Source organism: Nocardia sp. MH4 (assembly GCF_019266065.1).
Taxonomy (GTDB): Bacteria; Actinomycetota; Actinomycetes; order Mycobacteriales; family Mycobacteriaceae; genus Nocardia; species Nocardia canadensis.
Genome location: NZ_LPNR01000091.1, coordinates 23258 through 45737, shown reverse-complemented (window position 1 = coordinate 45737; position 22480 = coordinate 23258). Strand labels below are relative to the sequence as shown.

At 70.8% G+C, this 22480-nt stretch carries 22 protein-coding genes; 17 read left to right on the top strand and 5 right to left on the bottom strand.

The annotated features are described in order from the left end of the window. Positions 1-4 precede the first annotated feature (4 nt). The 3 genes from ATM97_RS11765 (at position 5) to ATM97_RS11755 (ending at position 3066) form a co-directional block, all read left to right on the top strand. On the top strand, positions 5-1249 hold the full coding sequence (locus ATM97_RS11765; RefSeq protein ID WP_218718023.1) for a uroporphyrinogen-III synthase: 1245 nt from the start codon (positions 5-7) through the stop codon (positions 1247-1249). Between the two features lie 71 nt (positions 1250-1320). Continuing rightward, a complete protein-coding gene (locus ATM97_RS11760; RefSeq protein WP_218718044.1) occupies positions 1321-2019 on the top strand; it encodes a sirohydrochlorin chelatase in 699 nt (232 codons plus the stop codon). Positions 2020-2571: 552 nt separating this feature from the next. Beyond that, positions 2572-3066: a hypothetical protein gene (locus ATM97_RS11755; RefSeq protein WP_218718022.1), complete on the top strand. Its 495-nt coding sequence runs from the start codon at positions 2572-2574 to the stop codon at positions 3064-3066. Here ATM97_RS11755 and ATM97_RS11750 read toward each other — a convergent pair. Next, complete coding sequence (locus tag ATM97_RS11750; RefSeq protein ID WP_218718021.1) at positions 3050-3997, bottom strand: GlxA family transcriptional regulator; 948 nt, start codon at positions 3995-3997, stop codon at positions 3050-3052. The two genes, ATM97_RS11755 and ATM97_RS11750, sit on opposite strands and share 17 nt — an antisense overlap. Before the next feature lie 128 nt (positions 3998-4125). Here ATM97_RS11750 and ATM97_RS11745 point away from each other — a divergent pair, with 128 nt between their 5' ends. The 4 genes from ATM97_RS11745 to ATM97_RS11730 all read left to right on the top strand — a co-directional run bounded on the left by ATM97_RS11745 (position 4126) and on the right by ATM97_RS11730 (position 7012). Further along, a complete protein-coding gene (locus ATM97_RS11745; protein ID WP_218718020.1) occupies positions 4126-5055 on the top strand; it encodes an NAD-dependent epimerase in 930 nt (309 codons plus the stop codon). Positions 5056-5135: 80 nt separating this feature from the next. Then, entirely contained in the window at positions 5136-6101 is a 966-nt protein-coding gene (locus ATM97_RS11740) for an alpha/beta hydrolase family protein (protein ID WP_218718019.1), read from the top strand. 32 nt (positions 6102-6133) lie between these two features. Further along, positions 6134-6469 (top strand): TfoX/Sxy family protein, encoded by a 336-nt coding sequence (locus tag ATM97_RS11735; protein ID WP_218718018.1) that lies wholly within the window; start codon positions 6134-6136, stop codon positions 6467-6469. Between the two features lie 93 nt (positions 6470-6562). Further along, positions 6563-7012: a VOC family protein gene (locus ATM97_RS11730; RefSeq protein ID WP_218718017.1), complete on the top strand. Its 450-nt coding sequence runs from the start codon at positions 6563-6565 to the stop codon at positions 7010-7012. A 68-nt stretch (positions 7013-7080) separates the two neighbouring features. On the opposite strand, the gene ATM97_RS11725 is transcribed toward ATM97_RS11730, so the two are convergent. Beyond that, entirely contained in the window at positions 7081-7509 is a 429-nt protein-coding gene (locus ATM97_RS11725; protein WP_218718016.1) for an Ig-like domain-containing protein, read from the bottom strand. Between the two features lie 187 nt (positions 7510-7696). Between ATM97_RS11725 and ATM97_RS11720 the strand changes: the two genes are divergently transcribed. The 3 genes from ATM97_RS11720 (at position 7697) to ATM97_RS11710 (ending at position 12612) form a co-directional block, all read left to right on the top strand. Beyond that, positions 7697-7918 carry a hypothetical protein gene (locus tag ATM97_RS11720; protein WP_218718015.1) on the top strand — a complete coding sequence of 74 codons (222 nt, stop codon included), beginning with the start codon at positions 7697-7699 and terminating at the stop codon, positions 7916-7918. A gap of 173 nt (positions 7919-8091) precedes the next feature. Beyond that, positions 8092-10692: a LuxR C-terminal-related transcriptional regulator gene (locus tag ATM97_RS34875; RefSeq protein WP_218718014.1), complete on the top strand. Its 2601-nt coding sequence runs from the start codon at positions 8092-8094 to the stop codon at positions 10690-10692. A 96-nt stretch (positions 10693-10788) separates the two neighbouring features. Beyond that, positions 10789-12612, top strand: coding sequence for an alkyl/aryl-sulfatase (locus tag ATM97_RS11710; protein ID WP_218718013.1), 1824 nt, complete (start codon positions 10789-10791; stop codon positions 12610-12612). Positions 12613-12679: 67 nt separating this feature from the next. On the opposite strand, the gene ATM97_RS11705 is transcribed toward ATM97_RS11710, so the two are convergent. Both ATM97_RS11705 and ATM97_RS11700 read right to left on the bottom strand, forming a co-directional pair. Beyond that, a complete protein-coding gene (locus ATM97_RS11705) occupies positions 12680-13006 on the bottom strand; it encodes an SHOCT domain-containing protein (protein ID WP_218718012.1) in 327 nt (108 codons plus the stop codon). 12 nt (positions 13007-13018) lie between these two features. Next, positions 13019-13450 (bottom strand): DUF6325 family protein, encoded by a 432-nt coding sequence (locus ATM97_RS11700; protein ID WP_218718011.1) that lies wholly within the window; start codon positions 13448-13450, stop codon positions 13019-13021. Between the two features lie 86 nt (positions 13451-13536). Here ATM97_RS11700 and ATM97_RS11695 point away from each other — a divergent pair, with 86 nt between their 5' ends. Further along, the gene (locus ATM97_RS11695; protein WP_218718010.1) at positions 13537-14160 is read left to right on the top strand and encodes a TMEM198/TM7SF3 family protein; all 624 of its coding nucleotides are present in this window, start codon (positions 13537-13539) and stop codon (positions 14158-14160) included. Between the two features lie 3 nt (positions 14161-14163). On the opposite strand, the gene ATM97_RS11690 is transcribed toward ATM97_RS11695, so the two are convergent. Continuing rightward, positions 14164-14787: a TetR/AcrR family transcriptional regulator gene (locus ATM97_RS11690; protein ID WP_218718009.1), complete on the bottom strand. Its 624-nt coding sequence runs from the start codon at positions 14785-14787 to the stop codon at positions 14164-14166. 116 nt (positions 14788-14903) lie between these two features. On the opposite strand from ATM97_RS11690, the gene ATM97_RS11685 reads away from it, so the two are divergent. From ATM97_RS11685 to ATM97_RS11660, 6 genes are all read left to right on the top strand, one after another. Then, positions 14904-16277, top strand: coding sequence for an NAD(P)/FAD-dependent oxidoreductase (locus ATM97_RS11685; RefSeq protein ID WP_218718008.1), 1374 nt, complete (start codon positions 14904-14906; stop codon positions 16275-16277). Next, positions 16274-17419 carry a serine hydrolase gene (locus tag ATM97_RS11680; protein ID WP_218718007.1) on the top strand — a complete coding sequence of 382 codons (1146 nt, stop codon included), beginning with the start codon at positions 16274-16276 and terminating at the stop codon, positions 17417-17419. The genes ATM97_RS11685 and ATM97_RS11680 overlap by 4 nt, the downstream gene beginning before the upstream one ends. A 2-nt stretch (positions 17420-17421) precedes the next feature. Next, positions 17422-18462 carry an NAD(P)-dependent alcohol dehydrogenase gene (locus ATM97_RS11675; protein WP_218718043.1) on the top strand — a complete coding sequence of 347 codons (1041 nt, stop codon included), beginning with the start codon at positions 17422-17424 and terminating at the stop codon, positions 18460-18462. Positions 18463-18476: 14 nt separating this feature from the next. Continuing rightward, positions 18477-20129, top strand: coding sequence for a class I adenylate-forming enzyme family protein (locus ATM97_RS11670; protein ID WP_218718006.1), 1653 nt, complete (start codon positions 18477-18479; stop codon positions 20127-20129). 12 nt (positions 20130-20141) lie between these two features. Then, positions 20142-21881 (top strand): amidohydrolase family protein, encoded by a 1740-nt coding sequence (locus tag ATM97_RS11665; protein WP_218718005.1) that lies wholly within the window; start codon positions 20142-20144, stop codon positions 21879-21881. 125 nt (positions 21882-22006) lie between these two features. After that, the gene (locus ATM97_RS11660) at positions 22007-22354 is read left to right on the top strand and encodes a hypothetical protein (protein ID WP_218718004.1); all 348 of its coding nucleotides are present in this window, start codon (positions 22007-22009) and stop codon (positions 22352-22354) included. Positions 22355-22480 lie beyond the last annotated feature (126 nt).

Below are 22480 nucleotides of genomic sequence, written 5' to 3'. Positions count from 1 at the left end.
TTTCATGACTGCTCCCACCGACAGTGGCCCCGGCCTGGCCGGCTTCACCATCGGCGTGACCGCCGCGCGCCGCGCCGAGGAATTCGGCACCTTGCTCACCCGCAAGGGCGCGACCGTGGTCTCCGCCCCCGCCATCCGCATCATCCCGCTGGCCGACGACACCGAGCTCGAGCGCGTCACCGAGCTGCTGATCGCCGATCCGCCGCAGATCACCGTCGCCACCACCGGCATCGGTTTCCGCGGCTGGATGGAAGCGGCCGAGGGCTGGGGTCTGGCCGAGACGCTGCGTGACACGCTCGCCTCGACCCGGATGCTGGCCCGCGGCCCCAAGGCCAAGGGCGCGATCCGCGCCGCCGAACTGCGCGAGGAATGGTCGCCCGCCTCGGAGTCCTCGGCCGAGGTGCTCGATCACCTGCTCGCCGAGGGCGTCGAAGGCGTCCGCATCGCGGTGCAGCTGCACGGCGCGACCACCGAGTGGGAGCCGGTTCCCGACTTCTGCGAGGTGCTGCGCTGCGCGGGCGCCGACGTGGTCCCGGTCCCGGTGTACCGCTGGGAGCCGCCCGCCGATCGCGGCCCGATGGACGCCATGATCGAGTCGATCATCTCCGGCAGCCTGGACTGTGTCACCTTCACCAGCGCCCCGGCCGTGGCCTCGCTGCTGATGCGGGCCAAGGAGACCGGCCTGCTCGAGTCCGTGCTGCACGCGCTGCGCGGGCGCGTGCTCGCGGCCTGCGTCGGCCCGATCACCGCCGCTCCGCTGGAGGAGCTCGGCGTGCCGACCACCATGCCGGGCCGTGCGCGGCTCGGCGCGCTGGCCCGCCACGTCGCCGAGGAGCTGCCGCGCCGGGCGAGCCGGATCTACGCGGCCGGTCACCTGATCAGCGTGCGTGGTGGCTGCGTCGTCGTCGACGGTGAGGTGCGTCAGCTGGCGCCCGCGCCGATGGCGTTGATGCGGTCGCTGGCCCGTCAGCCCGGCCGGGTCGTCTCCCGCGAGGACCTGCTCTCGGCCCTGCCCGGCGGCGGCGACGACACCCACGCCGTGGAGACCGCGATCGCCCGGCTGCGCGCCGGTCTGGGCACGCCCAAGGCGATCCAGACCGTGGTCAAGCGTGGCTACCGGCTGGCGCTCGATGCCGCGGACTGCTCGGACACCCCGGCGGCCCGCCCGCCGGTGCAGCCGCCGCACCAGGCCGGAATCGGCACGCCCGCCCGGTCGCCGCGCCCGGCGCAACCGATCGGAGTCTGGTGAGCACCGCGCGGCCGGATGAGCCGGCCCTGGTGCTGGTCGCGCACGGCACCCGCAGCGCGCGCGGTGTGGAGATGATCGCCGCGCTCGCCGACGCGGTGGCCGCCGAACTCGGCGCCGCGGTTTCGGGGCGCGGCGCCGAGGGTGCGGACTCCGACGGCGCGGCGCCCAACGCGGCGCTGCGGACCGCCTTCGTCGACGTGCTCGGCCCGTCACCGTCGGAGGTCCTGCGCGACCTCGACGGTCCGGCCGTCGTCGTGCCCGCCTTCCTCGCCTCGGGCTACCACGTCTACCAGGACGTGCCGCGCGAAGTCGCCGAGAGCGGACACGCCGAGGTCGCGGTCACCGCGGCCATGGGCCCCGATCCGGCGCTCACCAGGATCATGGCGGTGCGGCTGCGGGCCGCCGGCTGGCGTCCCGGTGACGCGGTGGTCTTCGCCGCCGCGGGATCTTCGGACGCGCGAGCCCGCCAGGACGTCCGCCGGGCGGCGGGCATGCTGGCCGAACAACTCGGCGTGCCGGTGCGGATCGCCTACGTCGCGACCGGGGCGCCGCGGGTGCCCGAGGTCGTCGCCGAACTGCGGGAAGCGGGTGCGGGGCGGGTCTTCGTCGCCTCCTATCTGCTGGCCCACGGCCTGTTCCACCAGCGCCTGCACGACGCGGGCGCCGACGGGGTGGCCGAGCCGATCGGTGTCCATCCCGCGGTGGTCCGCCTGATCGCGGACCGATACCGCACGGCCGCACGGGAACTCGTCCGCGCCCGGGTGCGCTGACCGAGTTGTCCGCGTCCGCGCCGAGGTCCGCCGCCGCTGTGCGCGACGGCCTCGCGCGGGTGCGCGGACCTCGTCGGACGCGCGTCGCCGCTGCCCGGTGAGTACGGGCTCCGGCGGCTAGAGTTGGGCCCGACTTCACAGCGAGGGGGCACCGTGCAGGATTCGTCGGCGGACCACGAGGATCCGCGACCGCACCAGGACGAGCTGACGTCGTATCCCGACGCGATTCCGCAGGCACCGGCCAACCAGAGCGCGGCGGTGCCACCGTCCCCGAGTGGCGTCGGGGGGCCCACGCCGTATCCGCCCCCGGTGGTACCCCCGAGTTCCGGGGCACCGTACCCGCCCCCGCCGAATGCGGCGAGCGCTCCCTCCCCGAATCCGGCTGCGCACCAGCCATATCCACACGCCACGGGTCACCCGGGCGGGCCCTACCCGCAGGCCGGGCCCGGCGCCGGCCCCGCGATCTATCCGTCGGCGGTGCCGGGCGGGCAGTCGCCCTATCCGCCGGCGACCCCCTTTCCAACGGCAGCGCCGGTCGGCGCGGGCCCGAAAGTGGTTCCGCAGAATGTGCAGATCGCGTTCTACGTGATGCTGGCCGGCGCGGTGGTCACCCTCCTCAGTGCCGCCTACCTGCTGACCACGATCGACCGGATCCGCTCGGACGCGCTCGACGCCTCGGGCGGGGTCTTCCGCGGCGACGACCTCGACGTCGTCGTGTACGCGGGGCTCGCGGGCGGGATCCTGGTCTCGCTGGTGACGGCGGGGCTGTGGGTGTGGATGGCCTTCGCCTGCCGCGCGGGCAAGAACTGGGCCCGTATCACCGGCACGGTGTTCTTCGGCCTCAATGTGTTGTCCTCGGCTGTCAGCGTGATCAGCGTGTTCGCCACCGGATCCCGGACCGACCTGCAATCGATGGCCTTCACCGTGGTGACCGTGATCATCGGCCTCGCCGCGGTGATCCTGCTCTGGAACCCCCGCTCCGCCGCCTTCTTCGCCCCGGCCCCACCGCCGGGATACCAGCCCTACCCGCCTACCGGGCCCTGGTGAAGTTCGCCCGGTAGGTGCTCGGGGGGACGCCGAGCTGGCGGATCATGTGCTGCCGCAACGATTCCGCCGACCCGATCCCGCTGTGCCTGGCCACCTGCTCGATCGGCAGCGACGTCGATTCCAGCAGCTCCCTGGCCCGGTGCAGGCGCTGGTGCACCAGCCATTTCTGCGGGCTGAGCCCGGTCTCCTCGTGGAAGCGCCGGGTCAGCGTGCGCACACTCGTGGTGGCGTGCTCGGCGAGTTCGCGCAGCGACAGGGGAGTGTCGAGCCGGGTCAGTGCCCAGGCACGGGTGGCCGAGAGCGAGAGGTCGTCGTCGGGCGGCAGCGCGGTGTCGACGAACTGGGCCTGCCCGCCGGGACGCACCGGCGTCACCACGGCGGCCCGAGCCGCCTCGTTGGCGACGGTGGCGCCGTAGTCCTGGCGAATCAGGTGCAGGCACAGGTCGATTCCCGCGGCGGCGCCTGCCGAGGTGGTGACCGGGCCGTCCGCGACGAACAGCGCGTCGGTGCGCACCCGGACGCCCGGATGCGCGTCTGCCAGTTCGTCGGCCAGCGCCCAGTGCGTGGTGGCGGCCCGCCCGTCGAGCAGTCCGGCCTGGGCCAGGACGAAAGCGCCGCTACAGATCGAGGTGACCAGGGTGCCCCGGTCGACGGCGGCGCGCAGCGCGGCCAGGATGGCCGGTTCGGCGTCGGTCCGGGCGCCGGTGCTGGGCACGATCACGGTGTCGGCCGACTCGAGGACGTCTAGCCCGTGCGGGATCACCACGTCGAACCCGCCCGAGTTCGCGAGCACCACACCGGGTTCGGCGGTGCACACCAGCACGCGATAGCCGGGCGCGCCGTCGATCGTCACCGATTCCATCAGCGATCCCGGCATGGCCAGATCGAACGACTTCACCGGGGGAACCGCGACGACGGCGACAGTCTTCATGGCCTGATCCTTGGGATAGCTGGCATTCCGGCCACTAGTCTAGCCCGCTCCCGCCCGGCAGCGTTGACAGTGCACCCGGCGAACAGCGCCGAATCGCCTGAAATACATTGCTGGAAAAGAGAATTCACATGACCAAGCATGTCGTGATCGGTCGCGGGGCGACCGCGTCCGCCACTGCGCTGCGCCTCGCCGAGTCCGGCGACCGCGTGACGATGATCAGCCGCGGCGGCCTCGGTCCCGACCACCCCGGCATCGACCGCGTCGCCCTCGACGCCACTGACACCACCGCGCTGATCGCGCACGCCACCGGTGCCGTGACCGTGTTCAACCTCGCCATGCCCGGTTATCACACGTGGCCGGAAACCGTTCCGCCCCTGTTCGGTTCGATCAGGTCCGCCGCCGAGGCCACCGGCGCGAACCTGGTGATGATGGGCAATCTCTACGGCTACGGACCCGTCGACGGCATCGTCGACGAGGCGACACCGCTGGCCGCCGCCGGCAGCAAGGGCGAGGTCAGGGCCAGGATGTGGATCGAGGCGCTGGCCGCGCACGAGGCGGGCAGGCTGCGGGTCACCGAGGTGCGGGCGGGCCAGTTCCTCGGCGCGGGCGCGGTCTCGGTCTTCTCCCTGCTGGTGCAGCCCGCGGTGCTCGCGGGCGCACCGGCGAAGGTGCCGCAGGCGCTGGACCTGGCGCATTCGTTCACCGCGATCGACGACGCCGCCACGGCGCTGGTCGCCGTCGCCCGCGACGACCGCGCGTGGGGTCGTGCCTGGCACGCGCCGATGATCACCACCACCGTGCGCACGGTCGCGGGCCGGCTGGCGGCATTGGCCGGTGCGCCCGAGCCCGACCTCGCCGTGCTGGCGGACGCCGAGATGGCCGAACTGGCGCAGGGTGATCCGTTCTGGGGCGAACTCTTCGAGACCGCGCACATGTCGCACCGGGAGTTCGTTGCCGACGATTCCGCACTGCGCACCACCTTCGGCGTCACCGCCTCCGCGCTCGACGAGGTGCTGCGCGCGGTCCTGCCCGAGGGTGCGACAGCGGGGATGCTCTAGGTTTGCCGACGCCGTGCGCGACGGCGGACACGAGCCCGTCAATGCCGGATATCGGCCGTTCGGTAGGGCATGCTCGGGGTATGCGTCGGCTCCTGTGCGGTGTGCTCGTGCTGCTCGGCTGTGGGTTCGTGATCGCGCCGCGCGCGGTGGCGGAGGCTGGGATCATCGACGTCCGGCCGCTCGGTGGCAGGCAATACGAAGTGGTCGTGTATTCGGCGGCGATGAACCGCCCGATCACGCTGTGGCTGTCGCATCCCGGCGCGGGAGCGCCCGCCCTGTATCTGTTGAACGCGGTCGACGGCGGGGAGAGCGGCGGGCCCTGGATGCGCCGCACCGACGTGGTGGACTTCTTCGCCGACAAGCCGGTCAATGTGGTGGTCCCGATCGGCGGCCGGGCCAGCATGTACACCGACTGGCAGCGCGACGACGCGATCCTGGGCCGCAACAAGTGGACGACCTTCCTCACCGGCGAACTCCCACCGCTGCTCGATCAGCGCTTCGGCATGACCGGCGCCAACGCGGTCGCCGGGCTGTCGATGTCGGCCACCTCGGCGCTGAACCTGGCCATCGCCGCGCCCGGCCTCTACCGCGCGGTCGGCGCGTTCAGCGGGTGCACTCAGACCGCGAACCCCTTGGCGCAGGCGCTGGTTCGCGCCCAGCTGGCGACCTTCGCCGCGGACGCCACCAACATGTGGGGCGGCCCGATCGACCCGGCCTGGATCGGCAACGACCCGGTCGTGCAGGCCGAACGCCTGCGCGGCACCGCGATCTACCTGTCCGCCGGCAACGGCATCCCGGGTCAGCACGAGGCGATCAACGATCCGAGCATCGCGGGCAATCTCGGCGTGCTGGTCGACCGGCTGCTGGTCGGCGGCACGATGGAGGCCGTCGCGGGCAGCTGCACCGGCCCGATGGCGGCCCGGCTGGCCCAGCTCGGCATCCCCGCCGACGTGCGTTTCCGGACCGCGGGCACCCACGCCTGGCCGTATTGGCAGGACGACGTGCACGATTCGTGGCCGATGTTCGCCGCCGCCCTCGGCCTCTGAAAACTGTCGGTGCCCCGGCGCACACTGGGTCCATGGCCTATGACGAGGAACTCGCCGAGCGCATCCGGGAGATCGTCTACCCCGGACCGGATCTGGTCGAGCAACCGATGTTCGGTGGACTCGCGTTCCTGGTCGGCGGCAATATGGCCGTCGCCGCCAGCGGCAAGGGCGGGCTGCTGGTGCGGGTCGACCGGGCCGAGGGGGAGTCGCTCGTCGACGGGCTGTCGGTGTCGCCGATGGTGATGGGCGGGCGGGAGATGGTGGGCTGGCTGCGGGTCGACACCGCCGCCGTCGCCGACGACGCGGTGTTGCGCGAGTGGGTCGAGCGCGGCGTGAACTACGCCAGAACCCTGCCGCGAAAAAAGTAGAGAGAACTTCGATGGATGTGTCGAGACCGCGTGCTCGGCTCCGACCAGTGGGTGACAGCAAGCCCGCGCATCACCCTCCCGAAGGAGCACATCATGTCCGTCAACACCTTCCTCTGGTTCGATACCGACGCCGAAGCGGCCGGTGAGCTCTACGCCGCGACGGTGCCGAATTCGCGCGTCGTCGAGGTCACCCGGCAGGCCGACAGCTCGGCCTTCATCGTCACCCTCGATCTCGACGGTCAGGCCGTCACGCTGATGAACGGCGGACCGGCGCATCCGCACACCGACGCCGCCTCGCTGCAGGTCGTCGTGGACACCCAGGACGAGGTCGACCGGCTGTGGGACACCCTGTCCGAGGGCGGCGAGCCCGGCCCGTGTGGCTGGCTGAAAGACCGTTTCGGGCTGTCCTGGCAGGTCGTGCCTTCGGTGCTGCCGAAGCTGATGAGCGGCGACACCGACCGGGTCATCGCGGTCGGCACCGCGCTGCGGTCGATGTCCAAGCTCGACATCGCCGCTCTGCAACAGGCCTACGACCAGGCCTGAGGCCCGATACGTCGACGGCCGCCGCGGATCGGTAGTCCGCGGCGGCCGTCGAGGCGTGTCGGGTCGGGTCAGCCCGCCGAGCCGGTCAGCAGACCGCCCAGGTCGGCCGAGCCGGTGCCGGTGCCGCCGCCGGGCGTCGTCGGCTTCGTGGTGACCTCGACGGTGACGGTCTTGGAGCTGATCAGTTCCTGCACGGCCTTGATCTCGTGCGAACCGGGGGTCGTCGGGGTCCAGGTGATGGTGGCCTTGCCGTCGGAGACCGAGACCGGCTCGCCGATCTGGGTGCCGTTGTCGGTGAAGGTCACCTTGAACGGGAACGACGTCGCGGTGACATCGGCGGTGACGGTGTAGGCCGTGCCGACGTAGTGGGTGCTGCCGCTGACGGTGACACCCTGGACGAGTGCCGAGGCCTGCGGCGCCACCAGGACGCCTGCCGCGGCGACCGCGGTGAAAGCTGTGAGTCCGAAGCCGGCCCGCCGAGCCTGGTTGGTCTGCATGGTTGTTCTCCTGTATCGCGCTGTCCCACCGCTGTGGGTGTGGCGACACTATCGACCCGGTCGCCGCGCTGTCCGGGAAACAGAAAAACGACTGTTTAAAATTGTCGCGACCGCTTCGTCACAGGTGACGCCGGAATCATCCCGTGCGGATGAGGCGATCGCGGCGGCTGTCGTCGAGACTGGACACATGCCGACGTCGGATGCGGTTCGCTACCAGTTCGTCATCGAGGGCGAACTCACGGAACGTGCTGTCGCCGCGTTCCCGGAGCTTCGGCGTAGCGCCCATTCGCCGACCGGAACCACCACCCTCTACGGCGAGCTGGCCGACAACACCGCCATGCGCGGCGTGCTCGCCCGCATCGATGTCCTCGGGCTCACCCTGCTCGGAATGTCTCGCCTGCCCGATTGATCGTGAGGTTGCCGAACGATAGCCGGTTGCGGCAAACCCTCACGATGACGTCGATCTCATAACGAGCGCGTCGACGCCGCACCACCGGCGAACGCGCTGGTCGCGTTTGGCCTACCGTCGAACCTGCTGGTGGATCGACCCCGCGGGGAGATGACGAGCTGAGGAGTGTGGTGGTGGCAACCTCGTACCGCGCGTTAGCTGACGACGTCTCGGCGGTCGGTGTCCAGATTCCCGAGCTGTCCTTCGCCTCCGTGCGCTCCGGCGACCTCGCCGCCCGGCTCGACCGCGCGCACGCCGCGGGCGGGCACACGGTGCTGGTGTCCGGCCCGGCGGGCAGCGGCAAGACCGTCGCCCTGGTCGACTGGGTGACCCGGTCACGCAAGGCTCGCGCGGCCACCGTCGGCTGGCTCACCGTCACCGCGCGCCTGGCGGACAGCGGCGAGCTGCTCCCCACGATCGCGCGGCTCCTGCACCGCCCCGCCGACGCCGTCGACACGACCCTGCGCACCCCGGCCGACCAGGCCGCCGACCTGGTCGACGCGCTGGCCGCGCGGGCCGAGCACGCCGTCCTGGTGCTCGACGACGCCCACCTGATCACCGACCCGCTGCAGCTGGCGGGCCTGGAGTACCTGCTCGCGCACCTGCCCGGCACGGTCACCGTGCTGCTGGCGGGCCGGTTCGATCCGCCATTGCGCTGGCACGCGCTGGAGCTGGGGGGCAGGCTGACCCGGATCGGTGTGGGCGAACTGGCGCTCTCGCCCGAGCGGATCGTCCAGCTGTTCGCCCAGCACGGCTGCCGGCTCGACGACGACGAGCTCGCCACGGTGCACTCGCTGACCCGCGGCTGGGCCGCGCTGGTCCGGATCGCCGCGATCTACGTGGCCGCCAACGGCGAGGATCGCGATACCGCGCTCACCACGCTGGCCCGGCCGTCACACGCGGTCGCGGATTTCCTGGTCGCGGAGCTGATGCAGTCGCTGCCCACGTCGACCCTGGATTTCCTGCTGGTCACCGCGATTCCCACCCGGTTCTGCCTGCCGCTGGCGGAGGAGCTGGCCGGTGAGAACGCGGCCCGGATCGTCGACGAACTGCTGCGGGCCAACTTCCCCATGCAGACCGTGGCCGACGCGGGTCAGCTCTGGCACAGCTACCACCCGCTGCTGCGGGCGTATCTGCTGGCCGAGGCCGCGCACTCGCGGGCCGACCGCCTGCCCACCGTGCACCGTCGCGTCGCCGAGTGGTTCGGGGCGGCCGCGCTGCCGGGCCCCGCGCTCGAGCACGTCCTGGCCGAACCGGGCGCGCCCGGCCTGGTGTCGTTCCTGCGGGACTGGGGCCCGCGCATGGTCCTCGACGGCGCGGGCCAGCAGGTGCTCGCCGCCATGGAGTATCTGCCGGATGCGACCGAGGACACCTTCGTGCGGCTGCTACGCGCGGCGGTCGCGGTGGAGGCGGGCGAGATCGCCGCCGCCGAGGTCTATCTCGAGGCCGCGCATCTCGGGTCCGAGCAGGTCTCGCGGCTGGTTCCCGATGCCTGGACGGTCTCACTGGACCGGGCGGTCAGCGCGGGGCTGGCTGTGCTGGTGGGGGATTCGGCCTCGATGAGCTGGCCGCTGCCCGCGGTGACCGGCCAACCCGACCTGGATTGCTACGCCGCGCTGCACTGCGGTACCGCCGAGGTCACCGGCGGCGCGATCGACAGCGGCATCGCCGCGTTGCGGCACGCCATCGTGCACGCGGAGGAAGTGGGGCTCGGCAGCGTCGCGGTGCGGGCCCGGACCGCGGTCGCGGTCGCCGCCGGGTACGCGGGCCGGGTCGGAGACCTGCGAGCCCTGGCCGCCGCCGCGCGCGACTGCGCCGATCGCTACGACCTGGCGCAGGCCCCCGAAGGCGTGTTCGCCCGGCTGATCGAGGCCTACGGTGCGTACCAGCAAGGCGAGGCCGTGCAACTGCCACTGCCCGGTCAGCCCGGTGGGCCGGCGGCGGAGGCGAGCGCCCCGGCGCCCGCCCGGCAGGCCGCCGTGATCACCGGCGTGCTGATGTTCGACGCGGCCCCCGATCGCGCGGCCGCCGCGACCCTGCTCTGTACCCAGACCCACCGCCTGCTCGACGACTCCCCGGCGGCCTTCGGCATCGGCACGCTGGTCACCGATGTGCTGTGGGTGCTGCTGCGTCTACAGGCCAAGACCGACGCCCAGCACCTGGTCGATCACGCGACCCGGGTGTTCGGGTCGACCCCGCAGCTGGCCGTCGCCGAGGCGGCCCTGGCCGTCTACACCCATCGGCCCAGCGCGGCGCTGACCATCCTCGAGCCGCTGCTCGGCGGAGCCCCGCGGCTGACGGCGGGCGCCCTGGTCACCGCCAGGCTGCTGGAGGGCGTCGCCGCCGACCGGCTGGACCGGCCGCGCAAGGCCGAGGACGCGTTCGAGCAGGCACTCGCCCTCGCGTGCGGCGAACGGCTGATCCGCCCGTTCCTCGACGTGCCCGGCGCGGCCGAGACCCTCGACCGCCTGGGCGGGCGGTTCGGACGCTTCGACGCCTTCGTCGACCTGGTCCGTTCGCATCGCGCGCCCGCCACCGACGCGCCGCAGCTCACCGAGACCGAGCTGGCGGTGCTGCGCCAGCTCCCGTCCGGCATGACCGCGATCAATATCGCCGCGAACATGGGCGTCTCGGTGAACACCGTGAAGACCCACCTGCGCGGCATCTACCAGAAGCTCGGCGTCAACGCCCGCGCCGACGCGATCGGCAGCGCCCGCCGCGTCGGCCTGATCTGATACCGCCCGAACTCACCCACAACGGGTGATTTCCCGCCCGTCCCGCGCGGATACGGTCGCGGGACCGCCAGGATTCCGACGAGGCAAGGGTGGACCATGGGCACGTATCCGGACTTCGGGAACACGACCGACTTCGACAACGCCAATCGGGGCTTGATCGACAAGCTCGACCCGCCGGTCATCACCGCGGCGGACGGCCGGGTGGTGTGGGATATCGGCGCCTACGATTTCCTCGACGACCGGTGCCCGCCGACGGCCGACCCGAGCCTGTGGCGCCAGAGCCAGTTGTGCAACATCCAGGGCCTTTTCGAGGTCACCGAGGGCATCTACCAGGTGCGCAACTTCGACCTGTCGAACATGACGATCGTCGAGGGCGACCGGGGCGTGATCGTCATCGACCCGCTCATCTCCGCCGAGACCGCGGCCGCCGCACTCGCGATCTATCGCAAGCATCGCGGTGACCGCCCGGTCACCGGCCTGATCTACACGCATTCGCACGCCGACCACTTCGGCGGCGCGCGCGGCGTCGTGCCCGACGGGCATCCGAAGGTGCCGATCATCGCCCCGGAGGGCTTCCTCGAGCACGCCGTCAGCGAGAACGTCTACGCGGGCAACGCGATGACCCGGCGCGCGATCTTCATGTACGGCACCGGCCTGGCCAAGGCTCCCGACGGCCAGCTCGGCTGCGGCCTGGGGATGACTACCTCCACCGGCACGGTCACCCTGATCCCGCCGACCGTGGACATCACCCGCACCGGCCAGGAGGAAGTGGTCGACGGCGTCCGCATCCTCTTCCAGCTCACTCCCGGTACCGAGGCGCCCGCCGAGATGAACTTCCTGTTCCCGGACCGCCGCGCCCTGTGCATGGCCGAGAACGCCACCCACAACATGCACAACGTGCTCACCCTGCGCGGCGCACTCGTCCGCGACTCGCGGATCTGGTCGAGCTATCTGGACGAGGCCATCGCCCTTTTCGCCGACCGGGCCGATGTCGCCTTCGCCTCCCACCACTGGCCGACCTGGGGCGCCGACAATTGGACCGCATGGCTGGCCGGTCAGCGCGACATGTACGCCTACCTGCACGATCAGACCCTGCGCCTGCTCAACCAGGGTCTCAACGGCCCGGAGATCGCGGAGGTCCTCACCTTCCCGCCCGGCTTGGACGGCATCTGGGCCAACCGCGGCTACTACGGCTCGCTCAGCCACAACGTGAAAGCGATCTACCAGCGCTATCTCGGCTGGTTCGACGGCAATCCGGCGCATCTGTGGGAGCACACCGAGGTGGAGCAGGCCAAGCGCTACGTTGCCGACTACGGCGGTGTCGAGGCGGTCGTGGCCAAGGGGCGGGCGTACGCGGCCGAGGGCGACCACCGGTTCGCGGCGACGCTGCTCAATCACGCCGTCTTCGCCGACCCGGGCAACACGGCGGCCAAGGAAGCGCTGGCCGAGGTCTATCAGACCCTCGGCTACGGCAGCGAGAACGGGACCTGGCGCAACTTCTTCCTGGTCGGCGCGACCGAGCTGCGCAACGGCCCGACCCCGGTCACCCTCGACACCGCCGATCCGCAGATGCTGGCGGCGCTGACGATCGACATGATCATCGACTCGATCGCGATCCGGGTCGACGGCCTGCGCGCCGCCGAATCGGACTTCGTGCTGGACCTGAACCTGACCGACAGCGGCACGGTCACCCGGCTGACCATGTCCAACGGCGCGCTCACCCACCGGACCGCCTCCGAGTACGCGCCCTTGCGCGGTCCCGCCGACCTCACCCTGACGCTGACCAAGGCGCAACTGCTGGCCGGGCTCGGTGGCCAGGGCTTCGCAGGCGTCACGGTCGACGGCGACCAGTCGGTCCTGAAAGCCCTGGTCGGCGTGATCGAGACCCCCGACCCGCGGTTCCCGATCGTCACACCCTGAGACCCAGCTCGGGGTTCATGAACAGCGCCCCCGGCCGCCCAGGGCCGGGGCGCTGTCGCGCGGGGTCTCAGCCGAGCAGCTGTGCCTTCGCGGCGGCGAACTCGGCATCGGAGAGCGCACCGGCCGAATGCAGGTCGCTCAGCTCCTTCAACTTCCCGACCAGATCGACCGGTGCGGCGGGTGGTGGCGGTGGTGGCGGCGCGGCATACGCCGGGGGCGGCGGTGCGGCGGCCGCCGGTGGCGGGGCGGCGGTCTGCTGCTCGGCCGAGCGTTTCCTGGCCGCCCGGTTGTTCACGGCGTTGGAGGTGGCGGTCGCGGTGCCTGCGACGACCGCGGTGCGGGCGATCGTGCCCAGGAGTCCCGGCCGTCCGGCGCGGCCCCTTCGTAGTGGCATGCTGGTTCCTCCTCAGCCGGTCGTCGCCGCGGAGACCGCGGACTCGACGACATCGCGCGGCACCTGAACGTGCAGCGTCACCTCACCCCTGGCGTCGCGTACCGCGGCCGCCAGCCGCGCGGCCCAGGTCTGTTCGAAGACCAGGATCACCGCGGTGCTGCCGGGCGCCATCGAGGTGCGCACGACTTCCACGTCGGCCGCGCTGACCAGGTCGATGTCGGCGGCGGTGAGCCCGGTGAGACCCACCTCGACCAGGTCGTCGTCGATCTCCGATTCGGTGATCGTGCCCGCTTCGTCCATCGTCAGCACGATCAGATCGAGCAGCGTCACCAGGCCGTTTCCGACCACCTCGGCGAGCGCGTCGGCGACGGTCGCGTCGACGGCGGTGCCGGGGAAGGTGAGCACGAGGAAATCGACCGGGCCCAGCGCAGGTGTTGATCCCATGGCCTGATCGTGCGCCGATCCGGCGGCGTCCACCTCACCCGAATCGGGTGAACCGGGGTGGCGCCCGGAGTTCTAGCGTGGACGCTATGAATGGCATCGTCGTCGTGATCGTCGGAGCGCTGCTGTGCTTCTACGGGATCCGCTCGGTCCACCTGGGCATCCTGGCGATCGGCTTCGGCCTCGGCTGGATGATCGCCGACCTGTTCAACGCCTCGCTGGCGTGGCTGGTGCTGGTCGGCTTGATCGGCGCGGTGTCGTCGTGGGTGGTGACCTCGCTGGTGTTCCGCTTCGCGTCGTATTTCATCGGCGGCCTGACCGGCGCGATGATCGGCACCAAGTTGGCGACGGTCCTGCAGCCGGGCGACAAGAACGTCGCGCTGAGCATGATCGTCGCGCTGGCCATGTGCGTGGCAGGCGCGTTCCTGGCCGAGAAGTTCCGCGCCCGCGCGCTGCTGTGGCTGACCTCGATCGGCGGCGCCAGCATGGTGGTCAGCGGCCTGGGCCGGATGAGCGATTCGCTGGCGTTCCTGCGCGATCCCGAGCCCGGCTGGCAGCAGGTGACCTCCGTGCTGGCCTGGATCGGGCTGGCGCTGCTCGGCTGGATCACCCAGCGGCACCTGTTCGCCGAGAAGCTCGGGATCCAGCACCTGGCCGGCGGCGACGACGAGATCGATCAGAGCAAACGCAACGGTGGCTGGCCCACCCGCTAGCGCCTACTCGGCCGGCGCCTGCAGCGCGGGGAACCAGACGTCGGTGAGCACGGTGGCGGCCTTCTCGGCCGTGACGTCGATGACGCCCTGCATGGCCCACCGGGTGAAGAACCGCTCCAGCTGGGCGACGAGCAGTTCGATCCGCAGCCTGGCCTCGTCGCGGCGCTGTTCGGGCCAGCGGGCGAGGTAGGCGGGCATGCTGTCGGCCAGCGTCATGATCCCCTCGCGGGCGACCGCGCGGAACTCCGGTTCGAGCGCGGTGGCCTCGTCCCAGGCCGGGAGCATGTCCTTGTTGGTGAGGAACCAGTAGATCGCGCGGGTCATCCACTCCTCGAACGCCGCCCTGGAGCCGGTGGTGAGCACCCGGTCCAGGTCGGCGTAGAACTCCCGGACGCTGGTCAGCGTGCCCTCGTTGGCGATCGCCCGCAGCACCTCGCTCTTGCTCGTGAAGTGCAGGTAGAACGTGGCCCGGCTACAGCCGACGGCGGCGACGATGTCGTCGACCCGGACCGCGGAGTAACCCTCGGTCTCGAACAGTGAGCGCGCGGTTTCCACGATCTTGTTCCTGGTGAGGCGCTTCTGTTCCTCGCGCAGGGAGCCGCGGCGCGCAGCGGGTTCGGTCGGCATGCGTCTCATCTTAGACGATCCGCCCATTCACTAGACACCATGTCTAGCGAGCCGCTACGCTGTGGTTCACGTCACTCGGCGCGGTCATCGGTGACCGCGCTGTTCAGGAGTTGTGCATGAATACACGCGAATTGCCCCGGGTCTGCGTCATCGGCGCCGGACCCTCGGGGATCACCGTCGCCAAAAGGCTGGCCGAGAACGGAATTCCGTTCGACTGCTACGAGGCGTCCGACGAAGTCGGCGGCAACTGGTACTACAAGAACCCCAACGGGATGTCGGCCTGCTATCAGAGTCTGCACATCGACACCTCGAAGTACCGCCTGCAGTTCGAGGACTTCCCGGCGCCCGAGGAATGGCCGCACTTCCCGCACCATTCCCAGCTGCTGCAGTACTTCAAGGACTACGTCGACCATTTCGAGCTGCGCGACCACATCCGGTTCAACACCCTGGTCACCGCCGCCGAGCGCGACGACGCCGGGCTCTGGCGGGTGACCACCGCGGCGGGCGACACCGAGGTCTACGACGCGCTGATCGTGTGCAACGGCCACCACTGGAATCCCCGATTCCCCGACTATCCGGGCGAATTCGACGGCGTGCTGATGCACAGCCACGCCTACAACGACCCGTTCGATCCGGTCGACATGCGCGGCAAGCGGGTCGTGGTGGTGGGGATGGGCAATTCCGGGCTCGATATCGCCTCGGAACTGTCCCAGCGATTCATCGCGGAGAAGCTGTTCGTCTCGGCTCGCCGCGGTGTCTGGGTACTGCCCAAATACGTGAACGGCGAAGTCGGCGACCGGCGTTCGATGCCGTCCTGGATTCCGGCGAAGGTGGCGCTGAAACTCAAGCAGCGATTCGTCCGCAAGAATCGCGGCGACATGCGCAACTACGGCCTGCCGGCACCCGACCACGAGCCCTTCGAGGCGCACCCGTCGGCGAGCGAGGAATTCCTGCACCGGGCCGGCTGCGGCGACGTGGAATGCAAGCCCGCGATCACCCGCTTGGACGGCGACACCGTACATTTCGCCGACGGCAGCAGCGAACAGATCGACGTGATCGTGTGCGCCACCGGCTATCACATCAGTTTCCCGTTCCTCACCGACGCCGCGCTGGTCCCCGACGCCGCCAACCGGTTCCCGTTGTTCCAGATGATGCACAAGCCCGGCGTGGACAATCTGTTCTATCTCGGCCTGGCCCAGCCGATGCCGACGCTGGTGAACTTCGCCGAGCAGCAGAGCAAGCTGGTCGCCGCGTACCTGACCGGCCGCTACCACCTGCCGCCGCGCGCGGAGATCGATACGGTGTTGCGCGAGCAGGAATCCCGGCGCACCGGTCGCTACTACGACTCGCCCCGGCACACCATCCAGATCGAATTCGAGCCGTATGTGCGCGCGATGACCAAGGAGATGGCGCGCGGTGCGAAACGCGCCGCCGCGGCGGGCAATACGCTGCCGGTGCCCGCGCGCGCGACCACCGGGGTCCTCCGATGAGCGCCGCCGGCTTCTGTCGCGACGAATTCGCCGGTGTGCGCGCCGCTTTCGACGAGGAGCTCGACGCGGGCTCCGAAGTCGGCGCGGCACTGTGTGTCACCGTGGACGGTGATCCGGTCCTGGATCTCTGGGGCGGCTACCGCGATCCGGACAGGACCATGCCGTGGGGTGCCGACACCTTGGTCAACGTCTTCTCGGTGACCAAGACGATGACCGCCCTGTGCGCGCTGCTGCTGGTCGACCGCGGCGAGCTCGACCTCGACGCGCGGGTGGCCGCCTACTGGCCGGAGTTCGCGGCCAATGGCAAGGACGCCATCCTGGTCCGGCACCTGCTCTCGCACACCTCGGGTGTGTCCGGCTGGGAGAAGCCGATCGAGCTGTCCGACATCTACGACACCGAGGCCGCCGCCGCCCGGCTGGCGACCCAGGCGCCCTGGTGGGAGCCCGGCACCGCGTCGGGCTATCACGCCATCAACTACGGCCATCTCATCGGTGAGCTGGTGCGCCGCATCACCGGTCGCTCGCTGGGTCGCTTCTTCGCCGAGGAACTGGCGGGCCCGCTGGGCGCCGACTTCCACATCGGCACCGGCCCCGAGCACGCCGACCGGATCGCCACCCTGATCCCGCCGGAGCTGCCCGAGTTCGACCTGTCGACCCTCGACCAGGACAGCGTGCTGATCAAGACGCTCACCAGTCCCTGGCTCGAGATCGGCGAGACGGCGACGCCGCAGTGGCGGGCGGCCGAGATCGGCGGCACCAACGGACACGGCAACGCGCGCTCGGTGGCCCGGATCCAGTCGCTGCTCACCACCGCGGGTGAGCTCAGCGGCAGGCGGTTCCTCTCGCCCGCCACCATCGATCTGATCTTCCGCGAGCAGGCCGACGGCATCGACCTGGCGCTGCTGACTCCGCTGCGTTTCGGCATCGGCTACGGGCTGCCCCGGCCGCAGACCTTCCCGCACATTCCCGACGGCCGGGTGTGCTGGTGGGCGGGCTACGGCGGCTCGATGGTCGTCAACGACCTGGATCGCCGGATCACCTTCGCCTACACCATGAATCGGATGGCGACCGGCCTGATCGGCTCCGATCGCTGCGACCGGTACCTGAAGGCCACCTTCGACGCGGTGGGGGAGCTGCGATGACGATGCGCGCCATGCAGCTGACCGCGCCCGGCACCCTGGAGCTGCGGACGGTGCCGGTGCCCGATCTCGGACCCGACGATCTGCTCCTGCGGGTCGGTGCGGCCGGGATCTGCCACTCGGATTCGTTCGTGCTGAGCCTGCCGTTCCCGATGAGCGAGCAGCCGCTCACCCTCGGTCACGAGATCGCGGGCACCATCGAGGCGGTCGGGTCGCGGGTGGCGGGCCGCCGGGTCGGCGAGCGCGGGCTCGTCTACCTGTGCTGGTCCTGTGGCGAGTGCCGGGAGTGCCTGCACGGCAACGAGAACGTCTGTCTGGCGGCGGGGCGTACGGCCATGCCGCCGTGCCCCGGCCTCGGCCCCGACGGCGGCATGGCCGAGTACGTGCGGATCCCGGTGCGCTCGTTCGTCCCGATCGGCGACATGGATTTCGCGCAGGCTGCCCCGCTGGCCGACGCGGCGCTCACCCCGATGCACGCCATCCGCGGCGCGCTGGATCAGCTGTGGCCGGGCGCGACCGCGGTCGCGATCGGCATCGGCGGCCTCGGCCACGTCGCCGTCCAGCTGCTGAAGGCGCTCACCGAGACCAGGGTGATCGCGGTCGACGTCGATCCCGACAAGCTGGCCCTGGCCACCGCCTGCGGCGCCGACATCGCGCTGACCGCCGGAGACGACACCGCGGCCACCATTCTCGAGCTCACCGGCGGACGCGGCGCCGAGGCGGTGTTCGACTTCGTCGGCGCCGACGCCACGGCCGAGCTGGCCGTGCGAACCGTCGCGCCCAACGGCGCCTACCGGATGGTGGGTCTGGCCGGTGGCATCCCCGGCATCGACTCCGGTCCGGCCGGTGGCCCCGGCCTGCCCTGGGGTGCCACGGTGCGTAAGTCCTACGGCGGCACCAGAAGCGACCTCGTCGACGTCATCGCGCTGGCCGCCGCGGGCAAGGTCCGCGCCGAGGTCGAACGCTTCGACCTCGCCGATGCCCGCACCGCCTTCGACCGGCTCGACGCGGGTGCGATCCGCGGACGCGCCGTCCTCATTCCCTGATGGAGAACAAGACCATGACCGATGTAGTGGACCCACAGGAATTCGTGGCCAAGGTCGCCGCGGGCCTGACCGCGCCCGGCGCGCCCTTCGAACTGACCGTCGAACCGGTGCTCGGCGTGCCGATTCCGGTGCTGGCGCACCGCCGCCGCAGCCTGCGCGAACTGCTCGAACACTCGCTGGGCTGGGGGGAGCGTGACTACCTGATCACCGAGGACCGGCGGCTGTCCTTCACCGAGCACGCCGCGGCGGCGGGCGCGCTGGCCACCGCGCTGGCGACCCGCTACGGCGTCGGCAAGGGCGACCGGGTCGGCATCCTGGCCGCCAACGGCCCGGATTGGGTGATCGCCTTCTGGGCCGCGCAATGCCTGGGCGCCATCCCGGTCGGCTACAACGCCTGGTGGGCGCCGCCGGAGATCGCCTACGGGCTCGAGCACACCGCGCCCACCGTGGTGATCGCCGACGCGAAGCGGGCCGCGCTGCTGGCCGAGACCGGCACCGACATCCCGGTCCTCACCATGGACGACGACCTGCCCGCCCTGATCACCGAGTTCGGCGGCGGCGAGATCCCGAATACGCCGGTGGGCGAAGACGATCCGGCCGTGATCCTCTACACCAGCGGCACCAGCGGCAGGCCCAAGGGCGTGGTGCACTCGCAGCGGAACATGGTGGCCATCAGCGACTATCACCGCTTCACCGACGCGATGCTCGCCGCGTTCGCCGGTCAGCCGCCCAGCGACGCGCCGAGCGATCGCCGCTACCTGGTCACCGCGCCGCTGTTCCACATCGCCAGCCTGCACAACCTGGTCATTCCCCGGCTGGTGACCGGCGCGGCCGCGGTGTTCCCGCACGGCGCGTTCGAGGTCGGCCGGGTGCTGAACCTGGTCGAGCGCGAGCGGGTCACCAACTGGGCCGCCGTGCCGACCATGGCCTCGCGGCTGCTGGATCACGATGTCTCCCAGCACGATCTGTCCTCGCTGGGCGCGCTGTCGCTCAATTCGGCGCCGTCCTCGCCCGCGCTGCTGGCCAGCCTGCGCGAGAAGATCCCGTCCCTGCAGTTCGCGCTGACCACCAGCTACGGGCTCACCGAGAGCGGCACCGCCGCGACGGTGGCCACGCCGCTGGATCTGGTCGCCGACGACGCCTCGGTCGGCAGGCCGATCTTCGGGGTGGCGGTGGAGATCCGCGACGCCGAGGGCGCGGTCGTGCCCGACGGCGAGGAGGGCGAGATCTGCATCCGCAGCCCGTACGTGATGCTCGGCTACTGGAACGACGAGGCCGCGACCGCCAAGGCCATCGACAGTGCACGCTGGCTGCGCTCGGGCGATTTCGGCACTGTCACCGACGGCAGGCTCACCGTGTCCGGCCGGCGCACCGACCTGATCCTGCGCGGCGGCGAGAACGTCTACCCCACCGAGATCGAGAACGTGCTGTCCGAGCATCCCGCCGTCGCCGAGTGCGCGGTCTTCGGCGTCGCCCATCCCGATCTCGGCCAGGAGGTGGCGGCCGTGGTGGTCGCCGAGCCCGGCGCGGTCGAGCCGGACGAACTGCGCGACTTCGTCGCCGCGCGGCTCGCCTACTTCAAGGTGCCCGCCCGATGGCGGTTCACCACCGAAGCCCTGCCGCGCAACGCGACAGGCAAAGTCACCCGACGCGATCTCGCGCTGTAAGAGGGAACGGTTATGTTCGACACCATCATCAAGGGCGGCCGCTGGTTCGACGGCACCGGGGCCGCGTCCGCCATCCGTCACCTCGGCATCAAGGACGGCAAGGTCGCCGAGATCTCGGCGACGCCACTCGACGAGACCGGCTGCGCCCGGGTCGTCGACGCCACCGGCAAGTGGGTCGTGCCCGGCATGATCGACATCCACACCCACTACGACGTCGAGGTACTGCTCGATCCGTCGCTGTCGGAATCGGTGCGCCACGGGGTGACCACCGTGCTGCTCGGTTCGTGCTCGCTGTCGACGGTGCACGTCGACGGCGAGATCGCCGGTGACCTGTTCGGCCGGGTCGAGGCGATTCCGCGCCCCCACGTGGTGCGCGCGGTGGAGGAGACCAAGTCCTGGCACAGCGCGGCCGAATACGCCGCCGCCCTCGACACCTTGCCACTGGGACCCAACGTGGCGAGCTTCATCGGGCACTCCGACATCAGGTCCGCGGTGATGGGCTTGGACCGGGCGACCCGCAAGGACGTCGAGCCCAGTGACATCGAACTCGCCGCGATGGCCACCAAGCTGACCGAGGCGCTCGACGCCGGCTTCGTCGGGATGTCCTCGCAGCGGCTGCTGTTCGACAAACTCGACGGCGAAATGTGCCGCTCACGCACGCTGCCCTCCACGTATTCGACCCGGGCCGAACGCAAGACACTCAACACCATCCTGCGGACTCGCGGTCGCGCACTCCAGGGCGGGCCCGACGTCAACCGGGCCGACACGATGATCGCGATGGCGGCGAGCAGCATCGGCCTGTGGCGCAAGCCGCTGAAGGTGAGCCTGCTCTCCGCCGCCGACATCAAGGCGATTCCCGGTGTGGCCAAGGTGTTTCCGCTGCTGGCCCGCGCGATCAACGCGCTGAAGGGCGACTTCCGGTGGCAGCACCTGCCGGTGCCGTTCGAGGTCTACTCCGACGGCATCGACTTGCCGATCTTCGAGGAATTCGGTTCCGGCGCGGCGGCACTACACCTGTCGAACCACATCGACGAGCAGCGCCACCTCATGCAGGACGAGCAGTACCGGCGCCGGTTCCGCAAGGACTACGACCAGAAGTACGGTCCCCGGGTCTGGCACCGCGATTTCTTCGACGCCGACATCGTCGAGTGCCCCGACCCCACCGTCGTCGGCAAGACCTTCGGCCAGGTCGGCCTCGATCGCGGCGGCGTGCACCCGGTCGACGCCTTCCTCGACCTGGTCGTCGAGCACGGATCGAAGCTGCGCTGGCGCACCACCATCTCCAACCACCGGCCCGCGGTGCTCGATGTCCTCGCCGCCGATCCCGGAATCCAGCTCGGCTTCTCCGACGCGGGCGCGCACCTGCGCAACATGGCCTTCTACAACTTCGGCCTGCGCCTGCTGCGGCGGGTCGCCGACGCGGAGCGCGCGGGCGCCCCGTTCATGACGATCGAGCACGCGGTGCACCGGATCACCGGCGAGCTGGCCGACTGGTACGGGCTCGACGCGGGTCATCTGCGGGTCGGCGACCGCGCCGACGCTGTCGTTATCGACCCGGCCCACCTCGACGACAGCCTCGACGCCTACGCGGAGAATCCGATCCCGGAATTCGACAACCTGCCGCGCATGGTCAACCGCAACGACGAGACCGTGACCGCGGTGTTCGTCGGCGGGCGGTACGTGTTCGGCGCGGGTAGCAAGGATCCCGTGCTCGGCACCGAGCGCGTCGGCCGGTTCCTGCGCGCCGGGTAGCCGGCGCGACCGCCCACCGAATCGCCCGTGGGGCGGGCCGGTGGGCTGTCCGCGTTCCTCGATCTGGGACAGTCGAGGCAAGTCCGGGGTTGTCGACCCCGGGACGCTCCAGCGAGAGGATCGCCATGTCGAACGCGAAACGGATCACCTGGGGCAAGCCACGTCGGCCCAGCGACGCAGATCGCGACGCCCTGCGCGAGGACCTGCTGAGCAAGGCCCGCGCCGTACGCTCCGACGGCTGGTCGGCCCACCGCGAGACCTGGCCCGCGGGCCAGGTAGCCGTCGTCGCCTACCTGCTCGGCGACACCGAGGTCCTCACCGGACTCGACGAGACCGACAAGACCGTCCTGAGCCGCTTCGCCGCCGACCTCTTCGGCTTCACCGGCGGCCGCAAGGACAACGAGAAGGGCCTCGTCGACACCCAGGCCTGGTTCGACGCCGTCCGCGCAACTCTGGGCCCCACTTCGTCCTGAGCTGAGAACAAGCCCACGCCGCGCGTCCACAGCGCGCGCTCCGTGACCGGTGCCGCAGTGCTGGGCATCGACCATCTCGCCGCGACGGCCGCCAACCCCGATGGTCCGTTCGCCGGCGTCGGCCGT

Excerpts from the sequence above, each read along its gene's own strand:
- ATM97_RS11765 (WP_218718023.1), top strand. The coding sequence starts at position 5 with ATGACTGCTCCCACCGACAGTGGCCCCGGCCTGGCCGGCTTCACCATC.
- ATM97_RS11760 (WP_218718044.1), top strand. The coding sequence starts at position 1,321 with ATGATCGCCGCGCTCGCCGACGCGGTGGCCGCCGAACTCGGCGCCGCG.
- ATM97_RS11750 (WP_218718021.1), bottom strand. The coding sequence starts at position 3,997 with ATGAAGACTGTCGCCGTCGTCGCGGTTCCCCCGGTGAAGTCGTTCGAT.
- ATM97_RS11745 (WP_218718020.1), top strand. The coding sequence starts at position 4,126 with ATGACCAAGCATGTCGTGATCGGTCGCGGGGCGACCGCGTCCGCCACT.
- ATM97_RS11740 (WP_218718019.1), top strand. The coding sequence starts at position 5,136 with ATGCGTCGGCTCCTGTGCGGTGTGCTCGTGCTGCTCGGCTGTGGGTTC.
- ATM97_RS11735 (WP_218718018.1), top strand. The coding sequence starts at position 6,134 with ATGGCCTATGACGAGGAACTCGCCGAGCGCATCCGGGAGATCGTCTAC.
- ATM97_RS11730 (WP_218718017.1), top strand. The coding sequence starts at position 6,563 with ATGTCCGTCAACACCTTCCTCTGGTTCGATACCGACGCCGAAGCGGCC.
- ATM97_RS11725 (WP_218718016.1), bottom strand. The coding sequence starts at position 7,509 with ATGCAGACCAACCAGGCTCGGCGGGCCGGCTTCGGACTCACAGCTTTC.
- ATM97_RS11720 (WP_218718015.1), top strand. The coding sequence starts at position 7,697 with ATGCCGACGTCGGATGCGGTTCGCTACCAGTTCGTCATCGAGGGCGAA.
- ATM97_RS11710 (WP_218718013.1), top strand. The coding sequence starts at position 10,789 with ATGGGCACGTATCCGGACTTCGGGAACACGACCGACTTCGACAACGCC.
- ATM97_RS11705 (WP_218718012.1), bottom strand. The coding sequence starts at position 13,006 with ATGCCACTACGAAGGGGCCGCGCCGGACGGCCGGGACTCCTGGGCACG.
- ATM97_RS11700 (WP_218718011.1), bottom strand. The coding sequence starts at position 13,450 with ATGGGATCAACACCTGCGCTGGGCCCGGTCGATTTCCTCGTGCTCACC.
- ATM97_RS11695 (WP_218718010.1), top strand. The coding sequence starts at position 13,537 with ATGAATGGCATCGTCGTCGTGATCGTCGGAGCGCTGCTGTGCTTCTAC.
- ATM97_RS11690 (WP_218718009.1), bottom strand. The coding sequence starts at position 14,787 with ATGCCGACCGAACCCGCTGCGCGCCGCGGCTCCCTGCGCGAGGAACAG.
- ATM97_RS11685 (WP_218718008.1), top strand. The coding sequence starts at position 14,904 with ATGAATACACGCGAATTGCCCCGGGTCTGCGTCATCGGCGCCGGACCC.
- ATM97_RS11680 (WP_218718007.1), top strand. The coding sequence starts at position 16,274 with ATGAGCGCCGCCGGCTTCTGTCGCGACGAATTCGCCGGTGTGCGCGCC.
- ATM97_RS11675 (WP_218718043.1), top strand. The coding sequence starts at position 17,422 with ATGCGCGCCATGCAGCTGACCGCGCCCGGCACCCTGGAGCTGCGGACG.
- ATM97_RS11670 (WP_218718006.1), top strand. The coding sequence starts at position 18,477 with ATGACCGATGTAGTGGACCCACAGGAATTCGTGGCCAAGGTCGCCGCG.
- ATM97_RS11665 (WP_218718005.1), top strand. The coding sequence starts at position 20,142 with ATGTTCGACACCATCATCAAGGGCGGCCGCTGGTTCGACGGCACCGGG.
- ATM97_RS11660 (WP_218718004.1), top strand. The coding sequence starts at position 22,007 with ATGTCGAACGCGAAACGGATCACCTGGGGCAAGCCACGTCGGCCCAGC.